General features: G+C 63.0%; 28 protein-coding genes. 14 read left to right on the top strand and 14 right to left on the bottom strand.

All coding sequences use genetic code 11. The annotated features are described in order from the left end of the window. Positions 1–111: 111 nt before the first annotated feature. The 13 genes from ABJ196_RS12105 to rpsJ all read right to left on the bottom strand — a co-directional run bounded on the left by ABJ196_RS12105 (position 112) and on the right by rpsJ (position 5901). Entirely contained in the window at positions 112–438 is a 327-nt protein-coding gene (locus ABJ196_RS12105) for an LppP/LprE family lipoprotein (protein WP_347307439.1), read from the bottom strand. 67 nt (positions 439–505) lie between these two features. Then, entirely contained in the window at positions 506–676 is a 171-nt protein-coding gene (locus tag ABJ196_RS12100) for a hypothetical protein (RefSeq protein ID WP_347307437.1), read from the bottom strand. Positions 677–739: 63 nt separating this feature from the next. Then, complete coding sequence (rpsQ, locus tag ABJ196_RS12095) at positions 740–1021, bottom strand: 30S ribosomal protein S17 (protein ID WP_066489059.1); 282 nt, start codon at positions 1019–1021, stop codon at positions 740–742. A 3-nt stretch (positions 1022–1024) separates the two neighbouring features. Further along, positions 1025–1255 carry a 50S ribosomal protein L29 gene (gene rpmC / locus ABJ196_RS12090; RefSeq protein WP_066489061.1) on the bottom strand — a complete coding sequence of 77 codons (231 nt, stop codon included), beginning with the start codon at positions 1253–1255 and terminating at the stop codon, positions 1025–1027. Further along, a complete protein-coding gene (gene rplP / locus ABJ196_RS12085; protein WP_066489064.1) occupies positions 1255–1671 on the bottom strand; it encodes a 50S ribosomal protein L16 in 417 nt (138 codons plus the stop codon). Before rplP ends, rpmC begins: the two co-directional genes overlap by 1 nt. A gap of 3 nt (positions 1672–1674) precedes the next feature. Further along, positions 1675–2421, bottom strand: coding sequence for a 30S ribosomal protein S3 (gene rpsC, locus ABJ196_RS12080; protein ID WP_347307434.1), 747 nt, complete (start codon positions 2419–2421; stop codon positions 1675–1677). Further along, positions 2421–2783: a 50S ribosomal protein L22 gene (rplV, locus tag ABJ196_RS12075; protein ID WP_066489072.1), complete on the bottom strand. Its 363-nt coding sequence runs from the start codon at positions 2781–2783 to the stop codon at positions 2421–2423. The genes rpsC and rplV overlap by 1 nt, the downstream gene beginning before the upstream one ends. Before the next feature lie 3 nt (positions 2784–2786). Next, positions 2787–3065 carry a 30S ribosomal protein S19 gene (gene rpsS / locus ABJ196_RS12070; RefSeq protein WP_066489082.1) on the bottom strand — a complete coding sequence of 93 codons (279 nt, stop codon included), beginning with the start codon at positions 3063–3065 and terminating at the stop codon, positions 2787–2789. 13 nt (positions 3066–3078) lie between these two features. Next, positions 3079–3915, bottom strand: a complete 837-nt coding sequence (gene rplB, locus ABJ196_RS12065) for a 50S ribosomal protein L2 (protein WP_066489085.1) — start codon at positions 3913–3915, stop codon at positions 3079–3081. A gap of 26 nt (positions 3916–3941) precedes the next feature. Next, positions 3942–4244, bottom strand: a complete 303-nt coding sequence (gene rplW, locus ABJ196_RS12060) for a 50S ribosomal protein L23 (protein ID WP_066489088.1) — start codon at positions 4242–4244, stop codon at positions 3942–3944. Continuing rightward, positions 4244–4906 (bottom strand): 50S ribosomal protein L4, encoded by a 663-nt coding sequence (gene rplD / locus ABJ196_RS12055; protein ID WP_066489091.1) that lies wholly within the window; start codon positions 4904–4906, stop codon positions 4244–4246. The genes rplW and rplD overlap by 1 nt, the downstream gene beginning before the upstream one ends. After that, positions 4903–5559, bottom strand: a complete 657-nt coding sequence (rplC, locus tag ABJ196_RS12050; protein ID WP_066489092.1) for a 50S ribosomal protein L3 — start codon at positions 5557–5559, stop codon at positions 4903–4905. The genes rplD and rplC overlap by 4 nt, the downstream gene beginning before the upstream one ends. Positions 5560–5595: 36 nt before the next feature. Continuing rightward, the gene (gene rpsJ, locus ABJ196_RS12045) at positions 5596–5901 is read right to left on the bottom strand and encodes a 30S ribosomal protein S10 (RefSeq protein ID WP_003848085.1); all 306 of its coding nucleotides are present in this window, start codon (positions 5899–5901) and stop codon (positions 5596–5598) included. A 694-nt stretch (positions 5902–6595) separates the two neighbouring features. Here rpsJ and ABJ196_RS12040 point away from each other — a divergent pair. The 6 genes from ABJ196_RS12040 to ABJ196_RS12015 are packed head-to-tail and all read left to right on the top strand — an operon-like array spanning position 6596 to position 9715. Beyond that, on the top strand, positions 6596–7072 hold the full coding sequence (locus tag ABJ196_RS12040; RefSeq protein ID WP_066489094.1) for an Asp23/Gls24 family envelope stress response protein: 477 nt from the start codon (positions 6596–6598) through the stop codon (positions 7070–7072). Between the two features lie 6 nt (positions 7073–7078). Further along, entirely contained in the window at positions 7079–7408 is a 330-nt protein-coding gene (locus ABJ196_RS12035) for a hypothetical protein (protein WP_347307425.1), read from the top strand. Positions 7409–7433: 25 nt separating this feature from the next. Continuing rightward, entirely contained in the window at positions 7434–7625 is a 192-nt protein-coding gene (locus ABJ196_RS12030; protein ID WP_347307423.1) for a hypothetical protein, read from the top strand. After that, positions 7625–8587 carry a hypothetical protein gene (locus ABJ196_RS12025; RefSeq protein ID WP_347307421.1) on the top strand — a complete coding sequence of 321 codons (963 nt, stop codon included), beginning with the start codon at positions 7625–7627 and terminating at the stop codon, positions 8585–8587. Before ABJ196_RS12030 ends, ABJ196_RS12025 begins: the two co-directional genes overlap by 1 nt. After that, positions 8584–9165, top strand: coding sequence for a DUF6286 domain-containing protein (locus ABJ196_RS12020; RefSeq protein WP_347307419.1), 582 nt, complete (start codon positions 8584–8586; stop codon positions 9163–9165). The genes ABJ196_RS12025 and ABJ196_RS12020 overlap by 4 nt, the downstream gene beginning before the upstream one ends. After that, positions 9158–9715 (top strand): alkaline shock response membrane anchor protein AmaP, encoded by a 558-nt coding sequence (locus tag ABJ196_RS12015; protein WP_347307417.1) that lies wholly within the window; start codon positions 9158–9160, stop codon positions 9713–9715. Before ABJ196_RS12020 ends, ABJ196_RS12015 begins: the two co-directional genes overlap by 8 nt. A 152-nt stretch (positions 9716–9867) precedes the next feature. Here ABJ196_RS12015 and ABJ196_RS12010 read toward each other — a convergent pair whose 3' ends face one another. After that, complete coding sequence (locus tag ABJ196_RS12010; protein WP_347307415.1) at positions 9868–10512, bottom strand: hypothetical protein; 645 nt, start codon at positions 10510–10512, stop codon at positions 9868–9870. 265 nt (positions 10513–10777) lie between these two features. Here ABJ196_RS12010 and ABJ196_RS12005 point away from each other — a divergent pair, with 265 nt between their 5' ends. From ABJ196_RS12005 to ABJ196_RS11970, 8 genes are all read left to right on the top strand, one after another. Beyond that, a complete protein-coding gene (locus ABJ196_RS12005; protein WP_347307413.1) occupies positions 10778–12373 on the top strand; it encodes an ABC transporter substrate-binding protein in 1596 nt (531 codons plus the stop codon). A gap of 149 nt (positions 12374–12522) precedes the next feature. After that, positions 12523–13452: an ABC transporter permease gene (locus ABJ196_RS12000; RefSeq protein WP_347307411.1), complete on the top strand. Its 930-nt coding sequence runs from the start codon at positions 12523–12525 to the stop codon at positions 13450–13452. Next, positions 13442–14404 (top strand): ABC transporter permease, encoded by a 963-nt coding sequence (locus ABJ196_RS11995; RefSeq protein WP_303936032.1) that lies wholly within the window; start codon positions 13442–13444, stop codon positions 14402–14404. Before ABJ196_RS12000 ends, ABJ196_RS11995 begins: the two co-directional genes overlap by 11 nt. Before the next feature lie 83 nt (positions 14405–14487). Continuing rightward, positions 14488–16170, top strand: a complete 1683-nt coding sequence (locus ABJ196_RS11990; protein WP_347307441.1) for an ABC transporter ATP-binding protein — start codon at positions 14488–14490, stop codon at positions 16168–16170. Positions 16171–16640: 470 nt separating this feature from the next. Beyond that, complete coding sequence (locus ABJ196_RS11985) at positions 16641–17624, top strand: ABC transporter permease (protein ID WP_066489164.1); 984 nt, start codon at positions 16641–16643, stop codon at positions 17622–17624. Beyond that, the gene (locus ABJ196_RS11980; protein WP_347307409.1) at positions 17625–18665 is read left to right on the top strand and encodes an ABC transporter permease; all 1041 of its coding nucleotides are present in this window, start codon (positions 17625–17627) and stop codon (positions 18663–18665) included. Next, positions 18662–20566: an ABC transporter ATP-binding protein gene (locus ABJ196_RS11975; protein ID WP_347307407.1), complete on the top strand. Its 1905-nt coding sequence runs from the start codon at positions 18662–18664 to the stop codon at positions 20564–20566. The genes ABJ196_RS11980 and ABJ196_RS11975 overlap by 4 nt, the downstream gene beginning before the upstream one ends. 96 nt (positions 20567–20662) lie before the next feature. After that, entirely contained in the window at positions 20663–22360 is a 1698-nt protein-coding gene (locus tag ABJ196_RS11970; RefSeq protein ID WP_347307405.1) for an ABC transporter family substrate-binding protein, read from the top strand. The last annotated feature ends 113 nt before the right edge of the window (positions 22361–22473 follow it).

Here is a 22473-nt window from a genome sequence, read left to right as displayed (position 1 = left end):
GCCACAACCAGACACTAACCCATAGGGCATAGTTCGCATACACACCCCGTCCGGCTAAGACAACCCTTCGAACACGCCCCACCCCCTCCGTGTCCGCCACTGGTCAGTTTTTCATGGCCATAGGCGGACTTTTTCATGTCCGCCTCCGGTCAGTTTTTCATGTCCGCTAACACGGGCGAAGCGGTAGCCCACGGAGATGGAGTCATCGCTCGTCTGGGTGATCCTGGGCGCGAACCCGCGCGGCTCCTGCGTCGCGGTGCCGAGGTACTCGCCCTTGCGGAAGAGCATAATGTGGTACGGCGACGAGGACGTGCCGCCCACGATGGGAACCACGATATAGGACAGCGCCAAGCATGGATCGAAGTCGTCCGTGTAGGCGTACTCGGCATCCCACTCCCAGCCGTTGTACTTCTCCAACTTACCGATATTCTCCGCCACTGCTTGCTCCCCCGTGACCGGCGCACAGGAGGGGGCCTCGGTGGGCGGAGTGTCAGGCAGCGGTTGGTCAGCAGTAGGCTGCGCGGTGCTGGAGGGAGCCTGCGGGGCCGAGGAGGGGGGCATCGGAAAGCTGGGGGCTGTGCGTCACCGTCACGGTGGTGGGCTCTGAGGAGCCTGCAGAGCAGGCGGTGAGCGCCGCCGCGGCGAAGATTACGGAGAGGGATAAGGTGCGGGACATGGGCCCCACTATAGCGAAACGCCCCAACACCAAGGGTGCTGGGGCGTTTACCGTGGGGCTAGTTTACTTAGCCTTCTCCACGATTTCGACGAGACGGTAGTGCTTATCCTTGGAGATAGGCGCAGTCTCGGCGATGAGAACGCGGTCGCCGATGCCGGCGGTCTCGTTCTCGTCATGCGCCTTAACCTTCTTGTTAGAACGCATGATCTTGCCGTACAGGGCATGCTGCTTGCGGTCTTCGAGCTCGACGACAATGGTCTTGTTCATCTTGTCGGAAACCACGATGCCGGTGCGGGTCTTGCGCGCACCGCGCTCCTTCTTCTCGTTCACGTTTGCCTCACTCATGATTTAAGCCTCAGCTCCCGGAACAACGGACAGGCCCAGCTCGCGCTCGCGAAGAACGGTGTAGATGCGGGCGATGTCGCGCTTAACAGTGCCGATGCGCTGGTTGTTGGTCAGCTGGCCAGTGGCCTTCTGGAAACGAAGGTTGAACAGCTCTTCCTTCGCGTCCTTGAGGCGGGTCTCCAGCTCAGCATTGTCGAGCTCACGGAACTCGTGCGCGGGGGTACCGGTTGCCATTAGAACTGGTCCTCCTTCTTGATGATGCGGACCTTGCAGGGAAGCTTCTGTGCCGCACGGCGCAGAGCCTCGATAGCAACTTCCTCGGTCGGGTAGGACATCTCGAAGAGGACGCGGCCCGGCTTAACGTTGGCGACCCACTTCTCAACCGGGCCCTTACCGGAACCCATACGCACGCCGAGCGGCTTCTGGGTCAACGGACGGTCCGGGAAAATGTTGATCCACACCTTGCCACCGCGCTTGACGTGGCGGTTGATGGCAATACGTGCGGCCTCAATCTGACGGTTGGTGATGTATGCCGGCTCGAGAGCCTGGATGGCGTAGTCACCGAAAGCGATGCGGTTACCGCCCTTGGACACACCCGTACGAGTCGGGCGGTGCTGGCGGCGGTACTTAACGCGCTTAGGAATCAGCATGGATTAGCCCTCCTGGTTCTGCTGTGCGCGCTGACGGCGCTGGCCACCACGGCGCGGGCGACCATTGCGGTCGCCGCGGCCACGGCCAGCAGCCGGAGCGTTCAAATCGGACTCCTTGACGCCGCCGATGACGTCACCCTTGTAGATCCACACCTTGACGCCAATGCGGCCGAACGTGGTGTGAGCCTCTGCGGTGCCGTAATCGATCTCTGCGCGCAGGGTGTGCAGCGGAACGCGACCCTCGTGGTAGCGCTCGTTGCGGGACATCTCGGCGCCGCCCAGACGACCGGACAGGAGCACCTTGATGCCCTTGACCTGCGGCTGGCGCATAGCGGACTGGATGGCCTTACGCATGGCACGACGGAAGGCAACGCGGTTGACCAGCTGCTCAGCGATGGACTGAGCAACGAGGGTCGCGTTGGCGTCGACCTGCTTGACCTCGAGGATGTTGAGGGCAACCATCTTGCCGGTGAGCTTCTCGAGCTCGCGGCGGATGCGGTCGGCCTCAGCGCCGCGACGGCCAATCACGATGCCCGGGCGGGCGGTGTGAATGTCGACGCGAACGCGATCGCGGGTGCGCTCGATGACGACGTCGGCGATGCCGGCGCGGTCGAGGCCCTTCTCGAGGTACTGACGGATCTTGATGTCCTCAGCCACGTAGTTGGCGTAGTCCTTGTCGGCGAACCAGTGGGTCTTCCACTCGGTGGAGATACCCAGACGGAGGCCGTGAGGATGGATTTTCTGGCCCATTACTTGGCACCTTCCTTCTGGCTTTCGACAACCACGGTGATGTGGCTGGTGCGCTTGCGGATCATGAACGCGCGACCCTGTGCGCGGGGCTGGAAACGACGCATGGTCGGTCCCTCGTTGGCGTAAGCCTCGGAGATAACGAGCGTGCGCGGATCCAGACCGAAGTTGTTCTCAGCGTTAGCTGCCGCGGAAGCGACAACCTTGGCCACCGGCTTAGCGGCGTCCTGCGGAGCGTACTTCAGGATGGCAAGAGCCTCTGCTACTGACTTACCGCGTACCAGATCGATGACGCGGCGTGCCTTCATCGGGGTGACGCGGACGTAGCGGGCCGTTGCGGATGCGGAGGTGATGGTGTCACTCATCGCTTATCGACGTCCCTTCGTGTCGGCCTTGACGTGACCCTTAAAGGTCTTGGTTGGTGCGAACTCACCGAGCTTGTGGCCGACCATGGAGTCCTCGATGAACACCGGCACGTGCTTGCGACCGTCGTGGACGGCGAAAGTGTGGCCAATGAAATCGGGGAGAATGGTCGAGCGGCGAGACCAGGTCTTGATGACCTGCTTGGTGCCGGCCTCGTTCTGAGCATCCACCTTGTTGAGGAGGTGCTCATCGACGAACGGGCCCTTCTTAAGGCTGCGTGGCATTGTTTACCTCCTCTTAGCGCTTCTTGTTCGGGCGACGACGGCGCACGATCATGTTGTTCGAGTAACGGTTCGGGTTGCGGGTGCGACCCTCCTTGTGACCCCACGGGGACACCGGGTGGCGACCACCAGAGGTCTTACCCTCACCACCACCGTGCGGGTGGTCGACCGGGTTCATAACGACACCACGGACGGTCGGGCGAACGCCCTTCCAGCGCATACGGCCAGCCTTGCCCCAGCGGATGTTCATCTGGTCAGCGTTGCCGACCTCACCCACGGTGGCGCGGCAACGGATGTCGACGCGGCGGATTTCAGAAGACGGCATACGCAGGATGGCGTACTTGCCTTCCTTACCCAGCAGCTGGATGGAAGCACCAGCAGAGCGGGCCAGCTTAGCGCCAGCGCCCGGCTTGAGCTCGACTGCGTGGATCGTGGTACCAGTCGGGATGTTGCGCAGCGGCAGGTTGTTGCCCACCTTGATATCTGCGTTAGCGCCCGACTCGACGATGGTGCCCTGCGTCAGGCCCTTGGGGGCGATGATGTAGCGCTTCTCACCGTCACGGTAGTGCAGCAGTGCAATGTTGGCGGTACGGTTCGGGTCGTACTCGATGTGAGCGACCTTGGCCGGGATACCGTCCTTGTCCGAACGACGGAAGTCGATCAGACGGTAACGGCGCTTGTGGCCACCGCCGATGTGGCGGGTGGTGATGCGACCGTAGTTGTTGCGGCCACCGGTCTTAGACAGGGGACGCAGCAGGGACTTCTCCGGGGTCGAGCGAGTAATCTCCTCGAACTGGGAGACGGAGCTCTGGCGGCGACCCGGGGTTGTCGGCTTGTACTTACGAATAGCCATAGTTTTTCCTTTACCTCGACCTTCTCTTACGCCTGAGCGCCAAAGATGTCGATAGCGTCGCTGCCTTCACGCAGAGTCACGTAGGCGCGCTTGGTGGACTTACGCTGGCCGAAACCGGTGCGGGTGCGCTTGCGCTTGCCGGCACGGTTTGCGGTGTTCACGGAGTCGACCTCAACGCCGAAGATCTGCTCGATGGCATCCTTGATCTGGGTCTTGTTGGAGTCCGGGTTGACGAAGAACGTGTAAGTGTTCTGCTCCATCAGACCGTAGGACTTCTCGGAGACTACCGGTGCGAGGATGATGTCGCGCGGGTTAGCGATCTTAGCCATTAGTTCTCCTCCTCTGCTTTCTTGTCAGCGCCAGTTGCGCGGGTGACGAAGGTGTGCAGAGCCTCAACGGAGAACACCACGTCGTCCGAGTTGAGGACGTCGTAGGTGTTGAGCTGGCCAGCGTCCAGGATGTGGACGTTGGGCAGGTTGTTGGCGCTGCGGCGAGCGGTCACGTCTTCACGGCCGAGGACCAGAAGCACGTTCTTGTTCGAGGAGATGCGCTCGATGAAAGCCTTAGCAGACTTGGTCGAGGGCGTCTGGCCCGGAACGAGCTCTTCGACGACGTGGATGCGCTCGTTGCGTGCACGGTCAGACAGGGCACCGAAGAGGGCCTGCTTGATCATGCGCTTCGGGGTGCGCTGGGCGTAGTCGCGCGGAACCGGGCCGTGGGAGATGCCGCCACCGGTGTAGTGCGGTGCGCGGATCGAGCCCTGGCGTGCGCGGCCGGTGCCCTTCTGGCGGAACGGCTTACGGCCACCACCGCGGACCTCGCCGCGGGTCTTGGCCTTGTGGGTGCCCTGGCGTGCTGCTGCAAGCTGAGCGTTGACAACCTGGTGCATCAAAGCGATGGATGCCTCGGTGTCAAAGATCTCGGCCGGCAGATCAACGGAGCCGTTGGTCTTACCGTCAGCGGTCAGGACGTCTAGCTTGAGGTTGCTCATGCGTGTGCACCGCCCTTCACTGCGGTCTTAACGGTGACGAGGCCGCCGCGCGCACCCGGGATAGCACCCTTGATGAGCAGCAGGTTGGACTCGGCATCGATCTTCTGAATCTTCAGGTTCTGGGTCGTGACGCGGTCACGGCCCATGCGGCCTGCCATGCGGGTGCCCTTGAAGACACGTGCCGGGGTAGCGCAGGCGCCGATGCCGCCAACGCGACGGTGAGCAGCCTGGTTACCGTGGGCAGCGCCCTGGCCGGCAAAGCCGTGGCGCTTCATGGCGCCGGCGTAGCCGTGACCCTTGGTCGTGCCGGTGACGTCGACGAAGGTGATGCCCTCGAAGATGTCAGCCTTAACTTCCTGGCCGACCTCGTATGCAGAGGTGTCGTCCATGCGGATCTCGGCGACGTGGCGGCGCGGGGTCACGCCAGCCTTCTTGAAGTGGCCCGTGCCCGGCTTGTTGACCTTGCGCGGGGCGATTTCGCCAAAGGCGATCTGGATGGCGTTGTAGCCATCGGTTTCAACGGTACGAATCTGGGTAACGACGCACGGCCCAGCCTCGACGACGGTGACCGGCACAACGCGGTTGTCCTCGTCGAAGACCTGGGTCATGCCGAGCTTCGTGCCCAGAATGCCCTTGATCTCGTTTTCACTCATTGTTAGTTCTCCACCAATTAGTTCTCTAGTCGAACGCTACTGAATGTTGACGTCGACGCTTGCCGGAAGGTCGATGCGCATAAGGGCATCAACGGTCTTCGGAGTCGGGTCGAGAATGTCGATGAGGCGCTTGTGAGTGCGCATCTCGAAGTGCTCGCGAGAGTCCTTGTACTTGTGCGGAGAACGAATAACGGCGTACACGTTCTTTTCGGTGGGGAGCGGCACCGGGCCGACAACACGAGCACCCGTACGGGTGACGGTCTCGACGATCTTCTTTGCAGAAGCGTCAATTGCCTCGTGGTCGTAGGCCTTCAGCCGAATGCGGATTTTTTGTCCCGCCACGCTTATCCTCTTCCTCGCTTCCCCACATTCACATTCCCGGCGTATCCGGGGCGTGAAGCGGTGGGAAATTGCTTCTCGATTTCTCTATAACGTTGTCCAGACAAGGTCCAGGCTCAACGCCAGTGGTTGATTTAAGTCCATGATGACCACAAGATGCGAGCCGGCTCAATAACCAGTCGCAGTGCTTATGACGGGGTACAAGACCCGAATGTCAATCACATAGGAAGGAATTGGGGCGTGAAACACCTAAATCCATTCATATACTGCCGCTGTTTATTTGCCATGCCCCTTCTCTGGTTCTGCCTCTCGGGGTGTGCCACTACTGAAGTCGCGGGCCTTACCCGATTAACAGACCTTCTCGTTGCCGTTGATTCCGAAGGAAATCCCGCTACAACTGCAAAGGCGTCATGTTCGCCCTACCAGCGTCAATGCCCAACCTCATGCGCGAGCGCGCTCGCGCCTGGCTTGCATTGCCCTGTTAAAGCAACCCCTGTATTTAAGCACGTCGCGCCGCATAAGACAAACCTCTGCCAACAAAGTGCCGAAAATCACGTTTAGGCATCAACCTGCGGCAACGTCGCGCGACCGCCCCACGGATAGGGCGTTTCGCACTACGGTAGGTACCACGCGCCCGGCGGTCCCGGGCCTATCCTTATATATAAAGCATCCGCACGCTAAGAAAGGGCACCACATCATGGCCGAGAACACTACGCCGGAAGCCACGCAGAGCACCGAGCCCGCCACCACCGAGCAGCACGTCAATAAGAATCTCGAGACCGAGTTCGGCACCACGACCATCGAGACCACGGTGGTCTCCAAGATCGCCGGTATCGCCGCCCGCGAGGTCTCCGGCGTGGCAGCCCTCGGTGGCGGCGGCGCCCGCATGATGGGCTCCATTCGCGAGTCCTTCGGCGGCACTGAGGACGTCCGCCAAGGCGTCGACGTCGAGGTCGCGAACGGCGCGGCCACCGTCGCCGTCGCCATCATCGCGGAGTACGGCGTCGCCATCCACGAGCTCGCGGAGGCCATCCGCCGCAATATCATGACCGCCATCGAGCGCATGACGGGCCTGGAGGTCAATCGCGTGGACGTCACCGTCCACGACGTGCGCCTGCCCAAGGAGGCCGAGCCTGCCGATGCCCCCTCCACCGCCGTCGAGCCCCAAGCCTAGGCCCGCATGGCGGAACGCTTCCTTTTATCCCTCGAGCAGGCACGTGCCTTGGTCACCGCGCTGCGCGCGGTGCCCGGCGTCGCAGATCTGGCGCCGGGGCGCTACGGCGAGGTGGCGCTGCTCTTTCCGGGCGAGCGCATTCCGGGCCTGCGGTTCCTAGGCCCAAAGGACGACACACAGATCGAGGCGCACGTGGTCGCCGCCTTCGACGGCCCGCCGCTCACGGAGATTGGCCCCGCCGTCCAGGCTGCGGCTTGCCGCGCCGTTCCGGAACTCGCGCGTCTCGACGTCGTCATCGCCGACGTTGCCGCGCCCGATACGCACACGACACAATAGAGAACACAATAAAGAAAGGCCTCCGATGAAGAACTACACCACGCTGGGCATCGTGGCAGGCATCGCGCTCGCGCTCCTGGCCTACTTCGGCGGGTGGCAGCTTCTGCTCCTCTCCGTCGTGCTGGCCGTCGTGGGCGGGCTCGCTGGCGCCCACTTTGATGGCAAGCTCAACGTGCTGGATCTGTGGAACCAGATGATTGGCAAGGGCCGCGGATAATGACGCATGCCTCGTCCTCCCCCGGCGCATGGGCAAATGTCACGCTGGAGACCATCACTCCGGGACTCAACGCGGCGGCCGCCGCAACTCCCGGCGGCATCGAAGCTGCTGACGTCGTCTCGGTGCCCGCCATCATGGACACGGCCCACCATCACGGCTCCAACCGACTCGGCCTGCGCACGATGGAATATATCGTCTCGGCCGCCATCGCGCGCGTTCCCGGCACCGCAAAGGTCTCGGGCACGTGGAAGAAGATCGGCGGGCAGAACTTTCCGCGCATGGCCATCCAGATGGACCCGGACACGTGGACCGTGGCCATCGACGTCGCTATCGCCACCGTATGGCCTTCGCCCGTCACCGACATCGCCGCGCGCGTACGTTCTGCCATCGCAGAGGAAGTCATCGCCATGAGCGGCTTCCAGCCCACTCGCGTCAACGTCATCGTCGGGCACACCATCCCGGGCGAGCGCGTCACCGCAGAAAACGTCACCGCGCACGTGACGAGGAAACCGTGGCATCCCGAGACCGCGCCTTCGCGCATCGTCTCGCCCGCGATACCCGAGCCGCGTCCTCTGCGTCCGACCACCACGACGAACACGGTGCGTATCGTCTCGCCGGATACTCCCGCGGCACCTGCCGTGCGCTCGCCCGAATCGACGCCGGACTTCGTGCCGCTGCCGGTCGAGGTCGCCGCGCACTCCGCCGCGTCTGTGCCACTCCACACGGTCTCCGCACCGGCGCCGCTGCCGCTGCGCTCTCCGGAGCTTCCGCCCGAGCAGCCACTCGTCCGCGTCGCCGCCCCGGCACCCGTGACTCCATGGTCGCCCAGCGCACCCACGCCGCAGCCACTGCGTCCGCTGAAGATTGAGTCCTTCGCGCGCCACCGTCATGTCGAGGCCCCAGACCCCGAGCCACTGCGCGCCATCGAAGTCATCCCACTGTTCGGAAAGGAGCAGCCATGAGTACCGACGCCGCCGTCCCATCCCGCGGCCAAGAACCCAAGGGCGCGCCCATCGTGCGCTGGTGGGCGCTGCTGCTCAGCCTGGCGCTCCTCGCTCTCGCCGCGGTCTTCGGCCGTGAGGCGTGGCGCGTGTCGACGCACGCGACCGTCGACTCGTGGACGCAGCCCTTCATCGACGTCATGAGCGGCGACGCCCAGGGCTCCGCAGCCATCGCGCCCTGGATGCTGTGGGGCGGCGCCGCCGGCATCGTAGTCGGCCTGCTCATGCTCTACGCTGCGCTACGTCCGCGCCGTCGCACCCACGTGGAACTCGCGAGCGGCGCGATCTCCGGTTGGACCCGCCAGGTCGACATCGCCCGGCGCTGCTCCGCGACTGCGCGCAAGGTTCCTGGCGTGGGTGCCGCGCGCACGACCGCCGGAAAGAAGGGCATCCACCTCATCATCAACGGCGACATCGAAGACGAGAACCTCGCCACCCGCGTGCGTGAAGTCGTCAACGAGGAACTCGCGTCTCTCGCCCACCCCGCGCCGCTTTCCGTCACCGTCGAGCGCATCGAGGAGGTCGACACCAATGTCTAAGCGCCTCGCCGGAATTCTGCGCACTCTCTTCATCATCCTGGGCCTGGTCCTCATCGCACTGGGCGTGTGGCCCGTCCTGCTGCATTTCGACGTCGGGCCCATTGTCGAGCTCACCCGCTGGGTCGACCACGGCATCTGGGCCGCACTTCCCACCCACGCGTGGTGGCCGTGGGCCCTCGGCGCCGCGGCCGTCCTCTGCACCATCCTCGCTTTCTGGATCATCGTCGCAACGTTTAAGGTGCACCGCATTAACAAGGTGTCCTCGGAGGCTTCCAATGACGACGGCTCCATCGCACTGCAGATGAACCCCATCATCGGCGGCATCGCCTCCTTCATGGAAAACGCTGAGGGCGTGGAGAAGGTCGAGCGCCGCGTCGCCTGGGACCGCGGCCACCAGCAAGCGACCTTTGTCATCCAGGCCAAGCCCGAGACTCCCTTCGCAGATCTCGTCGCCCTCGCCGAGCAGACCGAGCGCGACTTCCGAGCGGCCTTCCCCGACTCCGATCTGGAGACGGTCTATAAGCTCCACTACTCACGCATCACGGCCTAAACGCCCGGCGGGGACGAAGGCCATGTCCCGTTGGCACTATCCGCAGGTCGCCGATTCTCCACACGAATCGGCGACCTGCGGTCATTGCTATTGGGACATTGCTTTTGTGCCGTGGCTCTAGCCGACTTCCGCTGCGGCGATGAGAATCTGCGTCACCGTGCCGAAGTCGCGCATGCGGGCCCCGGGGAGCTCGACCGTGAGCGTCTCGCCCACGGCACCGGTGACGATCCGCTGCCAGGAGAGGTCCTCGCGGGCGAGCGTCCGGCGGGCGTGAAGACATGAAGGCCGTGGTCAAGCAGAATCGTCGACTCGGGATCGGCGGTGCGCAGGACATAGACACGCTCGCCCAGACTGCGGCGCTGGAGGCCTGCCAGCGGGCGCCCGGCGCGGGCGAGTGCTGCGAGGTCCACGCGGGAGATGGATTCGACGACCCCGAGGCGGTGCTCGGTGCCGGCGGCATCGGCAAGCACGAGGGGCCGGCCGGGACCGGTGGGACGGGCCCGGGAATACTCCCAGACCACAGGCTGGGACTGGCCCCGGACGATGGCGGTGCGGCCGTCGACGGTAACGAGCGCGCGGTCGCAACGGATGAGATACGTGCCCTCCGCGGGTAGGAAGCCGGGGCGCACCGCGGCGCGAGTCTTCAGAGCGGCGACGAGATCCGCGTCCGAGGCGCCCCATCCGAGTCCCTCGTTGGCGAGCATCGCGAAGAGCGTGGGGAGGCTGAGATCGGGCTCGCCTTCCCACGCACGGCGCAGTGCTTCGAGGGTGGGGGCGATACGGGTGGGGTCCTGCATAGTGCCCCACTCTATTCGCCGCACGGGGTTTTCCCCTCCATGGGAGCTGGGCGGAGCCCCTGCCTTTAGCCCCGTTAGCGGCAATTAATTGAAAACTCCCGGCGCCAGCTTGATTCTATCACCCCAAAGGTATTAACTGAGTTATAGAAAATTGCGCAGCAGCTCGCCTCGCCCACTTGAAAGTGATGCGAGTTACAGTGTAGTTTCTTTTCAAGCCCTGTCACAGGGCACCCCAACTCTCACAGCACTGGAGGACACCACTCCCATGACGATCAAGAAGGTTGCGGCCGTCACCTCGGCCGCCGCGCTGGCTCTCACTCTCGCCGCGTGCAGCTCTTCGTCCGATTCCGCATCCGGCTCCGGCTCCGAGGGCGGCGACAACTACATCCTCGCCAACGGCACCGAGCCGCAGAACCCCCTCGTTCCGGGCAACACCAACGAGGTCGGCGGCGGCAACATCATCGACAACATCTTCTCGGGCCTTGTCTACTACGACAAGGACGGCAAGGTGCACAACGAAGTTGCCGAGTCCATCGAGTCCAACGATGACCACACCGAATTCACCGTGAAGCTCAAGGACTGGAAGTTCTCCGACGGCTCCCCGGTGACCGCCAACTCCTTCGTGGACGCATGGAACTACACCGTGCGCGAGTCCCAGCTGGGCGCCTACTTCTTCGAGCCCATCAAGGGCTACGAGGAAGGCGTGGAGTCGCTCGAGGGCCTCAAGGTCGTCGACGATAAGACCTTCACCATCACCCTGGCCGCCCCGGAGGCAGACTTCGAGCAGCGTCTGGGCTACTCCGCATACTTCCCGCTGCCGGAGAGCGCGTTCGACGACATGGAGGCCTTCGGTGAGACCCCGGTCGGCAACGGTCCGTACAAGCTCAGCGAGTGGAACCACAACCAGGACGCCATCATCGTTCCGAACGACGAGTACGCCGGCGAGCGCAAGCCCCAGAACGATGGCGTGAAGTTCACCTTCTACCCGTCCCAGGATTCCGCCTACTCTGACCTGCTCGCAGGAAACCTGGACACCCTTGACGCCGTGCCGGACTCCGCCTTCGCCGTCTACAAGGATGACCTGGGCGAGCGCGCCGTCAACCAGCCAGCCGCAGTCTTCCAGTCCTTCACCATCCCAGAGTCGCTCGAGCACTTCTCCGGCGAGGAAGGCAAGCTGCGCCGCCAGGCACTGTCCTACGCCATCAACCGCGAGGAAATCACGGACACCATCTTCCAGGGCACCCGCACCCCGGCCAAGGACTTCTCCTCGCCGGTGCTGCCGGGCTACTCCGAGTCCATCGAGGGAAACGACGTCGTGTCCTACGACCCGGAAAAGGCCAAGGAACTGTGGAAGCAGGCTGACGAGATCTCCCCGTGGTCTGGCACCTTCTCCATTGCCTACAACTCGGATGGCGGCCACCAGAGCTGGGTCGACGCAACGACCAACTCCATCAAGAACACCCTCGGCATCGAGGCCACCGGCGCGCCGTACCCGGACTTTAAGTCTCTGCGCGATGAGGTCACCAACCGCACCATCAAAACCGCGTTCCGCACCGGATGGCAGGCAGACTACCCGTCCATCGGCAACTTCCTGTCTGCCGTCTACGCCACGGGTGCTGGCTCCAACGATGGCGACTACTCCAACCCGGAGTTCGATAAGAAGCTGAAAGAGGCCGGTTCCGCAGCGAACGCCGAGGACGCGGCCAAGATCTACAACGAGGCGCAGACCATGCTCTTCGAGGATCTTCCGGCCATCCCGCTGTGGTACTCCAACGTCACAGGCGGCTACTCCGAGGCCGTAGATAACGTGGCCTTCAACTGGAAGTCGCAGCCGGTCTTCACCGACATCACCAAGCAGTAACTCGCACGGTTCATGTCCTATCACGCCCCACAGTCACCTCCGCGACAGTGGGGCGTTTCCCGTGCATTTCTATCGATTATTCAATAAGCACCTCGGCTCGTTAAGATAATTTCAGCCTCACCTCGATTTTTTAAATAAGGAAAACACTAATGTTGCGCTATATCGGGCGACGAGTGTTGCAGATGATCCCCGTCTTCTTCGGAGCGACGCTACTCATCTACGCGCTGGTCTTCCTCATGCCTGGTGACCCTGTCGAAGCCTTGGGCGGCGACCGTGGTCTCACCGAAGCGGCCCGCGCCCGTATTGCGGCCGAATACAACCTGGACAAGCCCTTCCTCGTCCAGTACTTGCTCTACGTCAAGGGCATCCTCAGCTTCGACTTCGGCACCACGTTCTCCGGCGTGCCCGTCACCGAGGTCATGGCCAATGCCTTCCCCGTCACCATCAAGCTCGCCGTCATGGCGATCTTCTTCGAAGGAATCTTTGGCATTCTCTTCGGCGTCATTTCCGGCATTCGCCGCGGCGGCGTCTTCGACTCAGCCATTCTTGTCATCTCGCTCATCGTCATCGCTGTGCCCTCTTTCGTGGTCGGCTTCGTCTTCCAGTACCTCCTGGGCATTAAGTGGCAGCTCTTTCCCGTCACGGTGGGCACGAATGAGACCTTCATGTCGCTGCTCATGCCCGCCATCGTGCTGGGCGCCATGTCATTCGCGTACGTCATTCGCTTGACGCGCCAATCCGTGAGCGAGAATCTTCGCGCGGACTACGTGCGTACCGCCCGCGCCAAGGGCCTGGCGGGCACGACGACCATGCTGCGCCACGTGCTGCGCAACTCGCTTATTCCCGTCATCACCTACATCGGCGCCGACCTCGGCGCACTCATGACGGGCGCCATCATTACCGAAGGCATCTTCGGCATCAACGGCGTCGGCGGCACCATGTACAAGGCCATCCTGCGCGGTGAGCCCACTACCATCGTGTCGTTTACCACCGTGCTCGTGCTCATCTACATCGTGTCCAACCTCATCGTTGACCTTCTCTACGCAGTACTCGATCCGAGGATCCGCTATGACAACTAATCCTGATACCACCACCCCGCGCCCCGGCCAGGAACACTTCATCTCGGATGTTGACGAAACGGGCCTCGGCGCTGTCGATGCCGTCAAGGACGAGTCCGCACCGTCCTCCCAGTGGGGTGAGGCGTGGCGCTACCTGCGCCGCCGCCCCCTGTTTTGGATCTCGGCAGCGATGATCCTTGCCGCCGTGCTCATTTCGCTGTTCCCCAGCTGGTTCACGAGCACCGACCCACGCTTCTGCGAGCTGTCCAACTCGCTTGCTGACCCCGCCGAGGGCCACGTCTTCGGCTTTAACCGCCAGGGCTGCGATATCTACTCCCGCCTCATCTATGGTGCCCGCGCGTCGGTGGCCGTGGGCGTTCTCTCCACGCTCATCGTCACGGTGCTCGGCTCCATCATCGGCGCCGTCGCCGGCTTTTGGGGCGGTTGGATCGATGCGGTGCTCTCCCGCATCACGGATATCTTCTTTGCCATCCCGCTCGTGCTCGCCGCCATCGTCGTCATGCAGCTGTTCAAGGAGCACCGCACCATCCTCACCGTGGCACTCGTCCTCGGTGCGTTCGGCTGGGTGTCCATCGCGCGTATTACGCGCGGCGCCGTGATGAGCGTGAAGAACGAGGAATTCGTCCAGGCCGCCCGCTCCGTGGGTGCCTCGAAGTTCCGCATCCTGTTCAGCCACATCATGCCCAATGCCGCGGCCCCCATCATCTCGTACGCCACGGTCGCGCTCGGCACCTTCATCGTCGCGGAGGCGACCCTGTCGTTCCTGGGCATCGGCTTGCCGCCCACGGTGGTCTCCTGGGGCGGCGACATCTCCCAGGCACAGCAGTCCTTGCGTACTGACCCAGGCGTCCTCTTCTACCCCGCAACCGCCCTGGGTCTGACCGTCCTGAGCTTCATCATGATGGGCGACGTCCTGCGCGACGCTCTCGACCCGAAGGCGAGGAACAAATAATCATGGCACACGAACCCACTACTGCTACCGCGCACGCGTCCAAGGTGGAAGCCTCCGGCGCCGCACAACAGCCTTTGCTCAGCATGGACGACGTGAAGATCTCCTTCGAGTCCTCCACCGGCACCGTCGAAGCCGTCCGCGGCGTTAACTTTAAGATTTACCCCGGCCAGTCTGTCGCCATCGTCGGCGAGTCCGGCTCCGGCAAATCCACCACGGCCATGTCGATCATCGGCCTACTCCCGGGCACCGGCAAGGTCACTGACGGCACGATCACCTTCAACGGCCAGGACATCACGCATCTGTCAGACAAGCAGTTCGAGGACATCCGCGGCTCCCAGATCGGTCTCGTGCCGCAGGATCCCATGTCCAACCTGAACCCGGTGTGGCGCATTGGCACCCAAATCGAGGAATCCCTCAAGGCCAACAATGTTGTGCCTGGCACCGAGCGCCACGAGCGCGTCGTCCAGCTCCTCGAGGAAGCCGGGCTTCCCGATGCCGCCCGCCGCTCTAAGCAGTATCCCCACGAGTTCTCCGGCGGCATGCGCCAGCGCGCGCTCATCGCCATGGGTTTGGCGGCGCGCCCGCAGTTGCTCATCGCGGACGAGCCCACCTCCGCCCTCGACGTGACGGTCCAGAAGACCATCCTCGATCACCTAGAGCACCTCACCAAGGAGCTCGGCAACGCCGTCCTCCTTATCACCCACGACCTAGGCCTTGCCGCAGAGCGCGCTGAACACCTCATCGTCATGCACCGCGGCCGTATCGTGGAGCAGGGTCCCTCGCGCGAGATTCTCCGCGATCCGCAACACCCGTACACTCGCCGCCTCGTCGCGGCGGCGCCTTCGCTCGCCTCCTCGCGCATTCAGGCCGCCCGCAAGGCAGGCCTAGAAACGACCGAAATTAAGACAGGCACAGCCAAGGCTGATGATTCTCCTGTCGCCAACGAGGCGCCCGTCATCACCGTGCGCAACCTCACGAAGGAATTCGACATTCGTGGCCAGCGCGGTGAGAAGAAGCTGCTCAAGGCCGTCGACGACGTGAGCTTCGACCTTCGCCGCGGCACGACGCTCGCACTCGTGGGTGAATCCGGTTCCGGCAAGTCCACCGTGGCCAACATGGTGCTGGGCCTGCTCGAGCCCACGTCCGGCACGATTAACTACGAGGGGCGTGACACCTCCACCCTCTCGAAGAAGGAGATGTTCCACCTGCGCCGCAAGATGCAGGTCGTCTTCCAGAACCCATACGGCTCGCTCGACCCGATGTATTCCATCTACCGCTGCATCGAGGAACCCCTCGCCCTGCACAAGGTGGGCAGTCGCAAGCAGCGCGAGGAACGCGTCGCGGAGCTCCTGGACATGGTCGCCATGCCACGTTCCGCCATGCGCCGCTACCCCAACGAGCTCTCCGGCGGCCAGCGCCAGCGCATCGCCATCGCACGCGCGCTCGCGCTCAAGCCCGAGGTCATCGTCCTCGACGAGGCTGTGTCCGCCTTGGACGTGCTCGTCCAGCACCAGATCATCGACCTGCTCGCGCAGCTGCAGGCAGACCTCAACCTGTCGTACCTTTTCATTACCCACGATCTCGCTGTCGTGCGCCAAACGGCAGACGATGTGGCCGTGATGGAGAAAGGCCGCTTAGTTGAGCACGGCCGCGTGGATGATCTCTTCGATCACCCGCAGCAGGACTACACCAAAAACCTCATCGAGTCCGTGCCGGGCCTCCACATCGAAATCGGCACCGGCGAAAACCTCGGCCTCGCCGAGTAACCCGCAGCACACGGCACGCCGTGGGGCGGCCGGTCCACCAACGGACCGGCCGCCCCACGTATTTTCCGGGCCCACACTAGCCCCACGCGACGCGTCACACTCTCACCCCAGCTCCACGGCTGTCCCGCATGCGGCCAGGCGGACGCGAATAATTAGCTCCAAAAATGTATGAAACGACAGCAGTTTTATGCACACTAGGCCCGATTTCCACCCCCGCATGAATTGCAATCTGGATCATATTATTAATATTCACCCGACGACGGAGTGGAAACCGCAGGTCACAGCGTTATATTCTCTCACATAAATCTGTCGGGCTATTGGGGATTACCGTCACCCCGTCACCCCTTTTGTGCCACAACTAACAGGGCGATAAATTATTCCCAAGCGCGTTTCCCTCCCCAAGGAAGACGCGGTTGCGACCATTACTCTCAATCCGGCCGGACATGCAGCCGGATCTTCTCGGAGACACCATGTTCAAATACCTCATTAGGAAGACCCTGGGCTGGCTGCTCATGATCTTCCTGGCGACGAACATCGCCTACTTCTTGGCGGCGACGTTCCTCGACCCACGTTCGAATTACATCGGACGCCGTCCACCTCTGTCCAACGATCAGATCAACGCGATGCTCGAGCCCTACAACTTGAGCCCCGAAACGCCTCTCCTTGAGCGTTGGTGGACGTGGCTCACCAACATCCTCCTGCACTGGGACTGGGGGCGCTCCCCCGTGGGCGACTTTGTCAACGACCAGATCAGCTACCGCATCTGGGTCTCGGCCCAGCTGCTCCTGCTGTCCACCATCCTCTCCATCGTCATCGGCGTCGCCGTGGGCGTCTATACCGCTTCGCACCAATACAAGTGGGGCGACCGCGTATGGCAAGGCATTTCCATCGTCGCGATGAACACGCACGTCGTCGTCGCGTCCATCGTGGTCGTCGCCATCGCCTTGTGGATCAATGAGGCCACCGGTTCCCGCATCTTCTACGTTGTGGGCGCCAGCTCCCTCGGCGTGGAGGGCTTTGCTAACAAGCTGCTCGACGCCCTTCAGCACCTCATCCTGCCTACAATCTCGCTTGTCTTCATCAGTTACGCGGGCTACCACATGACGCAGCGCACGCTCCTGCTCGATAACTTGAACGCGGACTACGTGCGCACCGCCCGCGCGAAGGGCCTCACGCGCCAGCAGGCCATCCGCAAGCACGCGCTGCGCACCTCCATCATCCCGGTCGCGACCTCCGTCGCGTTCTCCGTCCCTGGTATCTTCACCGGCGCGGTCATGACGGAGCGCATCTTCGGCTGGAACGGCATGGGCCAGTACTTCCTCGAAACCATCTCTAAGAACGACATCAACGGCGCCGTCGGTGTGGCCGCGTTCGGCGCTGCCATGACGGCCGTTTCCGCGGTCCTCGCTGACCTCGTTGTTGTCGCCCTCGATCCACGAGTCCGGGTGAGCTAAATGTCTGCGAATACTCCGAAGGGGAACAACCCCAACCTCAACCCACACACGCCCGAGCACGAGCCCATGAGCGAGCTCTCTACGCAGTCCGAGCTCCACGCCGGCCAGCGACTCAACACAGCCGAGGCGCAGTCCACGCTCATCGCGGAGCTCAAGTCCGAGCCGGGCGCCGACGGCGTCGCCAAAGGCACCGCCCGCTGGAAGCTCTACGTCCGCCGCTACTTCCGCAACAAGATGGCGGTCGTGGGCCTGGCTATCCTCGTCTTTCTCATTCTCGTAGCCGTCTTCGGCGGGTTCTTCGCCCAGTGGGACTACCGTGACCCAGACTTCCTCAACCTGTCCACGCCGCCGAGCCCCGAGCACTGGTTCGGCACGACGGACGCCGGCAACGACCTCTACGCGCAGGTGGTCCACGGCCTCGGCCGCTCGCTGACCATCGCCATCCTTGTCTCGCTCTTCACGCTCGTCATCTCCGCGCTCGTGGGCGCCGGTGCAGCACTGTGGGGCGGCAAGGTGGAAAAGGCCGTCCTCGCCGTCATCCACTTCCTCCTGTCCATCCCGACCTTCCTCCTCATCGCCCTCGTGGTCTCCGACTCGGGCGGCGACTGGCGCCTGCTCATCGTCGTGCTCATCGCGTTCGGTTGGATGTATCAGGCCCGCGTCATCTGGTCGCTGGCGCTCACGGTGCGTGAACAGGATTACGTCCGCGCCGCGGACTACATGGGCGTTTCCCGCTTCAAGACGGTCATCCGCCACGTCATTCCCAACATCGGCTCGCTGCTCATCATCCAGTTCGTCTTCGGCGTCGTCGGCACCGTCGGCTCCGAGACCGCCCTGTCCTTCCTGGGCTTGGGCGTCAAGCTTCCCGATGTCTCCCTCGGTACGTTGCTCCAAGGCGGCACCGCCAGCGTGCAGTCTGCCCCGTGGCAGTTCTACGTTCCTGCAATCACCCTGACGCTGCTCACCGTCTCCATGGCCTTTATCGGCGACGGCCTGCGCGACGCTCTCGACCCGAACTCCAAGTCTGGTGGCAAGGCATGACACACCTCAACGAACAACCCATCCTCTCCGTCAAGGACCTCCACGTCTCCTTCCCTTCCGAGGCAGGCTCTGTCTCCGCCGTCCGCGGCGTCGACTTCGACCTCTACCCCGGCCGCACGCTCGGCATCGTGGGCGAGTCCGGCTCCGGTAAGTCCGTGACCTCCATGTCCATCATGGGCCTGCTGCCGGACTACGCAAAGATCACCGGCTCCGTGAAGTTCGACGGCCGCGAGCTGCTGGGACTCACAGACAAGCAGATGTCCGAGATCCGCGGCCAGGGCATCGGCATGATCTTCCAGGATCCGCTCTCCGCGCTCACGCCGGTCTTCGACATCGGCACGCAGATCGTCGAGGCCATCCAAGCCCACCAGAATGTCTCCAAGTCCAACGCGCTCAAGCAGGCTGAGGCACTCCTCGACCTCGTGGGCATCCCGGACCCCAAGCTGCGTCTCAAGTCTTTCCCACACGAGTTCTCCGGTGGTATGCGCCAGCGCGTGGTCATCGCCATCGCGATTGCAAATAACCCGCGCGTGCTCATCGCGGACGAGCCCACCACGGCGCTCGACGTGACCATCCAGGCTCAGATCCTCGACGTCATCAAGGTCGCCCAGCGCGAGACCGGTGCAGCGACCATCATGATTACCCACGACATGGGCGTCGTCGCGGAGACCGCGGACGACGTCATGGTCATGTACGCCGGCCGCCCCGTCGAGCGCGGCGATGTAGACACCATCTTCAACCACCCCCGCATGCCGTACACGGTGGGTCTGCTCGGCTCCACGCCGCGCCCGGACGTGAGCTCCGACGAGCCGCTCACACCCATCGAGGGCAACCCGCCCATCCTCGTCAACCTCCACGACCGCTGCCAGTTGGCGCAGCGCTGCCCCGTGGCCATCGACGCCTGCCTCAAGGGCGAGCCCCCGCTGGCCCCGCTTGCCGATGCCCCCGCGCATCTCACCGCCTGCGTCCGCAGCGCCGAAATCCACGGCGGCATGATTAACGGCGAGCGCATGTTCAAGGTCCCGCCGCTCTCCCCCGACTCGTTCGAGGGCATCCCGCGCGAAGACCGCAAGACCACGCTCGAGGTCAAGAACCTGCGCAAGGAATTCCCGCTCATGAAAGGCGCGCTCGTCAAGCGGCGCGTGGGCACCGTCAAGGCCGTCGATGGGCTTACCTTCGATATCCGCGAAGGCGAGTGCATGGCCATCGTCGGCGAGTCCGGCTGCGGCAAGACCACGACCCTGCTCGAGATCATGGACCTCGACCCGAAGGACGGCGTGGTCATCCTCAACGGCAAGGACGCGAACTCCATGTCGCGCGCCGAGCGCCGTGAGGCCCGCAAGGACATGCAGATCGTCTTCCAGGACCCGATGAGCTCGCTTAATCCGCGCCTCACGGTTCGCGAGGTCATCGCCGAGCCCCTCGAGTCGCTGGGCTACGAGGGCGACGTCGACGCCCGCGTCGCGGAGCTCATGAAGCTCGTGGGCCTCGACGCCTCGCAGCTCGACCGCTTCCCGGGACACTTCTCCGGCGGCCAGCGCCAGCGCATCGGCCTAGCTCGTGCACTCGCGACGAACCCGTCCGTCATCGTCCTCGACGAGCCGGTCTCCGCACTCGACGTGTCCATCCAGGCCGGCGTCATCAACCTGCTCGAAGAGCTCAAGCGCAAGCTGGGCCTGTCTTACCTCTTCGTCGCCCACGATCTCTCGGTGGTCCGCCACCTCTCCGATCGCGTTGCGGTGATGTACAAGGGCCAGTTCGTCGAGCACGGCGACACCGACGAGATCTTTGACCACCCGCAGCATGAGTACACGCGCAAGCTACTGGCGGCCATTCCGATCCCGGATCCTGCAGTCGCGCGTGCACGTCAGGCCGAACGAGCTGCGCTCGCCAAGAAATAGCACGACTCCGGCCTGCCACCGTGCAGGCCGGACACAGACTTTCCACGCTTATAACTGCATAGTCCCACTTTGTCTCATCCATAAAGGAGAACTCTTATGTCTTCGTCACGTCCGTCACGTCTGCGCATTGCCAGCGTCGCGACCATGGCCACCCTTGCCCTTGCACTTTCTGCCTGCGGTGGCTCCTCCTCCGACTCTGCGTCTGGCTCCGGCGAAGCTCAGGTCGAAGTCAAGCCGTCCGGCGACTACAACGAGAAGTCGCGCGACGAGCTCAAGGACGGCGGTACGCTCACGCTACCGATCGGCGAAATCACCGAGCAGCAAAACGTGTTCCACGCCAACATGACCTCGGACACGCGTTCCGTATGGAGCTGGTACAACCCGCAAATCGCGCTCTTCGACGGCGAGGGCAACTACACCGCAAACCCGGACTACATCTCCGAGGTCAAGGACGAAGAAAAGGACGGCAACACCGTCGTCACGTTCACCATCCGCGATGAGGCAAAGTACAACGATGACACCCCCATCGACTGGAAGGCCTTCGAAAACACCTGGAAGATGAACAACGGTGAGCAGGAGGGCAACCAGGTCAACTCGACTGACGGCTACGAGCGCATCACGTCGGTCGAAGCTGGCGCCAACGACAAGGAAGCCGTTGTCACCTTCGACGGCGTCTACCCATGGTGGCAGGGCCTCTTCAACCAGCTCCTGCACCCCGCCATCAACACCACTGAGCTGTACAACGAGGCGTACCTCAACAAGCTTCACCCTGAATACGGCGCGGGTCCGTTCAAGGTCGAAAACGCTGACTTCAACGGCGGCACCGTCACCTTCGTCCCGAACGAGAAGTGGTGGGGTGATGCCCCCAAGCTGGAGAAGGTCACCTACCGTCAGATGGAGTCGCAAGCGACCATCAACGCCTTCCAGGCCGGAGAGATCGACGCAGCTTCCGTCAGCACCAAGAACAACATGACCATTGCCAAGGGCATGGGCGACGCCATCGATATTCGTGCCGCGATGCTTCCGGCCAACTACCTCCTCACGCTCAACTCGGAAGCTCCGGCTCTCAAAGACGAGAAGGTCCGCGAGGGTATTATGACCGGTATTGACCGCACGCAGCTTGCCGCTGTGCGCTTTAACGGTCTGGGCTACACCGAAGAGCTGCCGGGTTCCCTGGTGATGTTCGGCACCCAGGAGGGTTACCAGGATAACTTCAGCGAGGTCGTCAGCTTCGACAAGGACAAGGCTAAGTCGCTCTTCGAGGAAGCTGGCTACACCGCTAACTCCGAGGGCATCATGGAGAAGGACGGCCAGCCGTTGTCCATCCGCTACGTCTCGACCGGCGACTCCGAGATGGTCAAGTCCACCGCCGCAGCCCTCCAGAAGATGCTGCGTGACGTGGGCGTCGACATGCAGGTCGAAGAGCGTCCTTCCTCTGACTTCTCCAAGATTATGAGTGAGAAGGACTTCGACATCATCGCAAGCGGTTTCCGTTCCACGGATCCTTTCGGTCCCGCATACTTCAACCAGACGTACGCCTCTGACTCCGAGCTCAACAAGTCTGGCACGGGTTCGGCCGAGCTGGACAAGAAGATCGCGGAGCTGCAGAAGCTGCCGACCGCCGAGGAGCAGACCAAGCGCGCCAATGAGCTGGAGAAGGAAGCCTTCGGCCACTTTGGTCTCATGCCCTACGCCAACGGTGCTGACATGCAGGGTGTGAAGAAGGGGCTTGCCAACATCGGCGCCCTTGGCTTTGCAGTCATTCCAAAGGAAGACATCGGCTGGGAGAAGTAATTTCCTAATCACCACGCCATCACGGCACGCCGAGTAGCCCGCTTCCCCTTGTGGGGAGCGGGTCTTTCCCGTTTTCAGTTAGTTGCAGGGGACGTCGGGTCCGAATTCCCGTC

The organism is Corynebacterium sp. SA-MJD20WY100, from assembly GCF_039822565.1.
GTDB lineage: Bacteria > Actinomycetota > Actinomycetes > Mycobacteriales > Mycobacteriaceae > Corynebacterium > Corynebacterium phoceense_A.
This window is presented reverse-complemented; position numbering and strand designations above follow the sequence as displayed.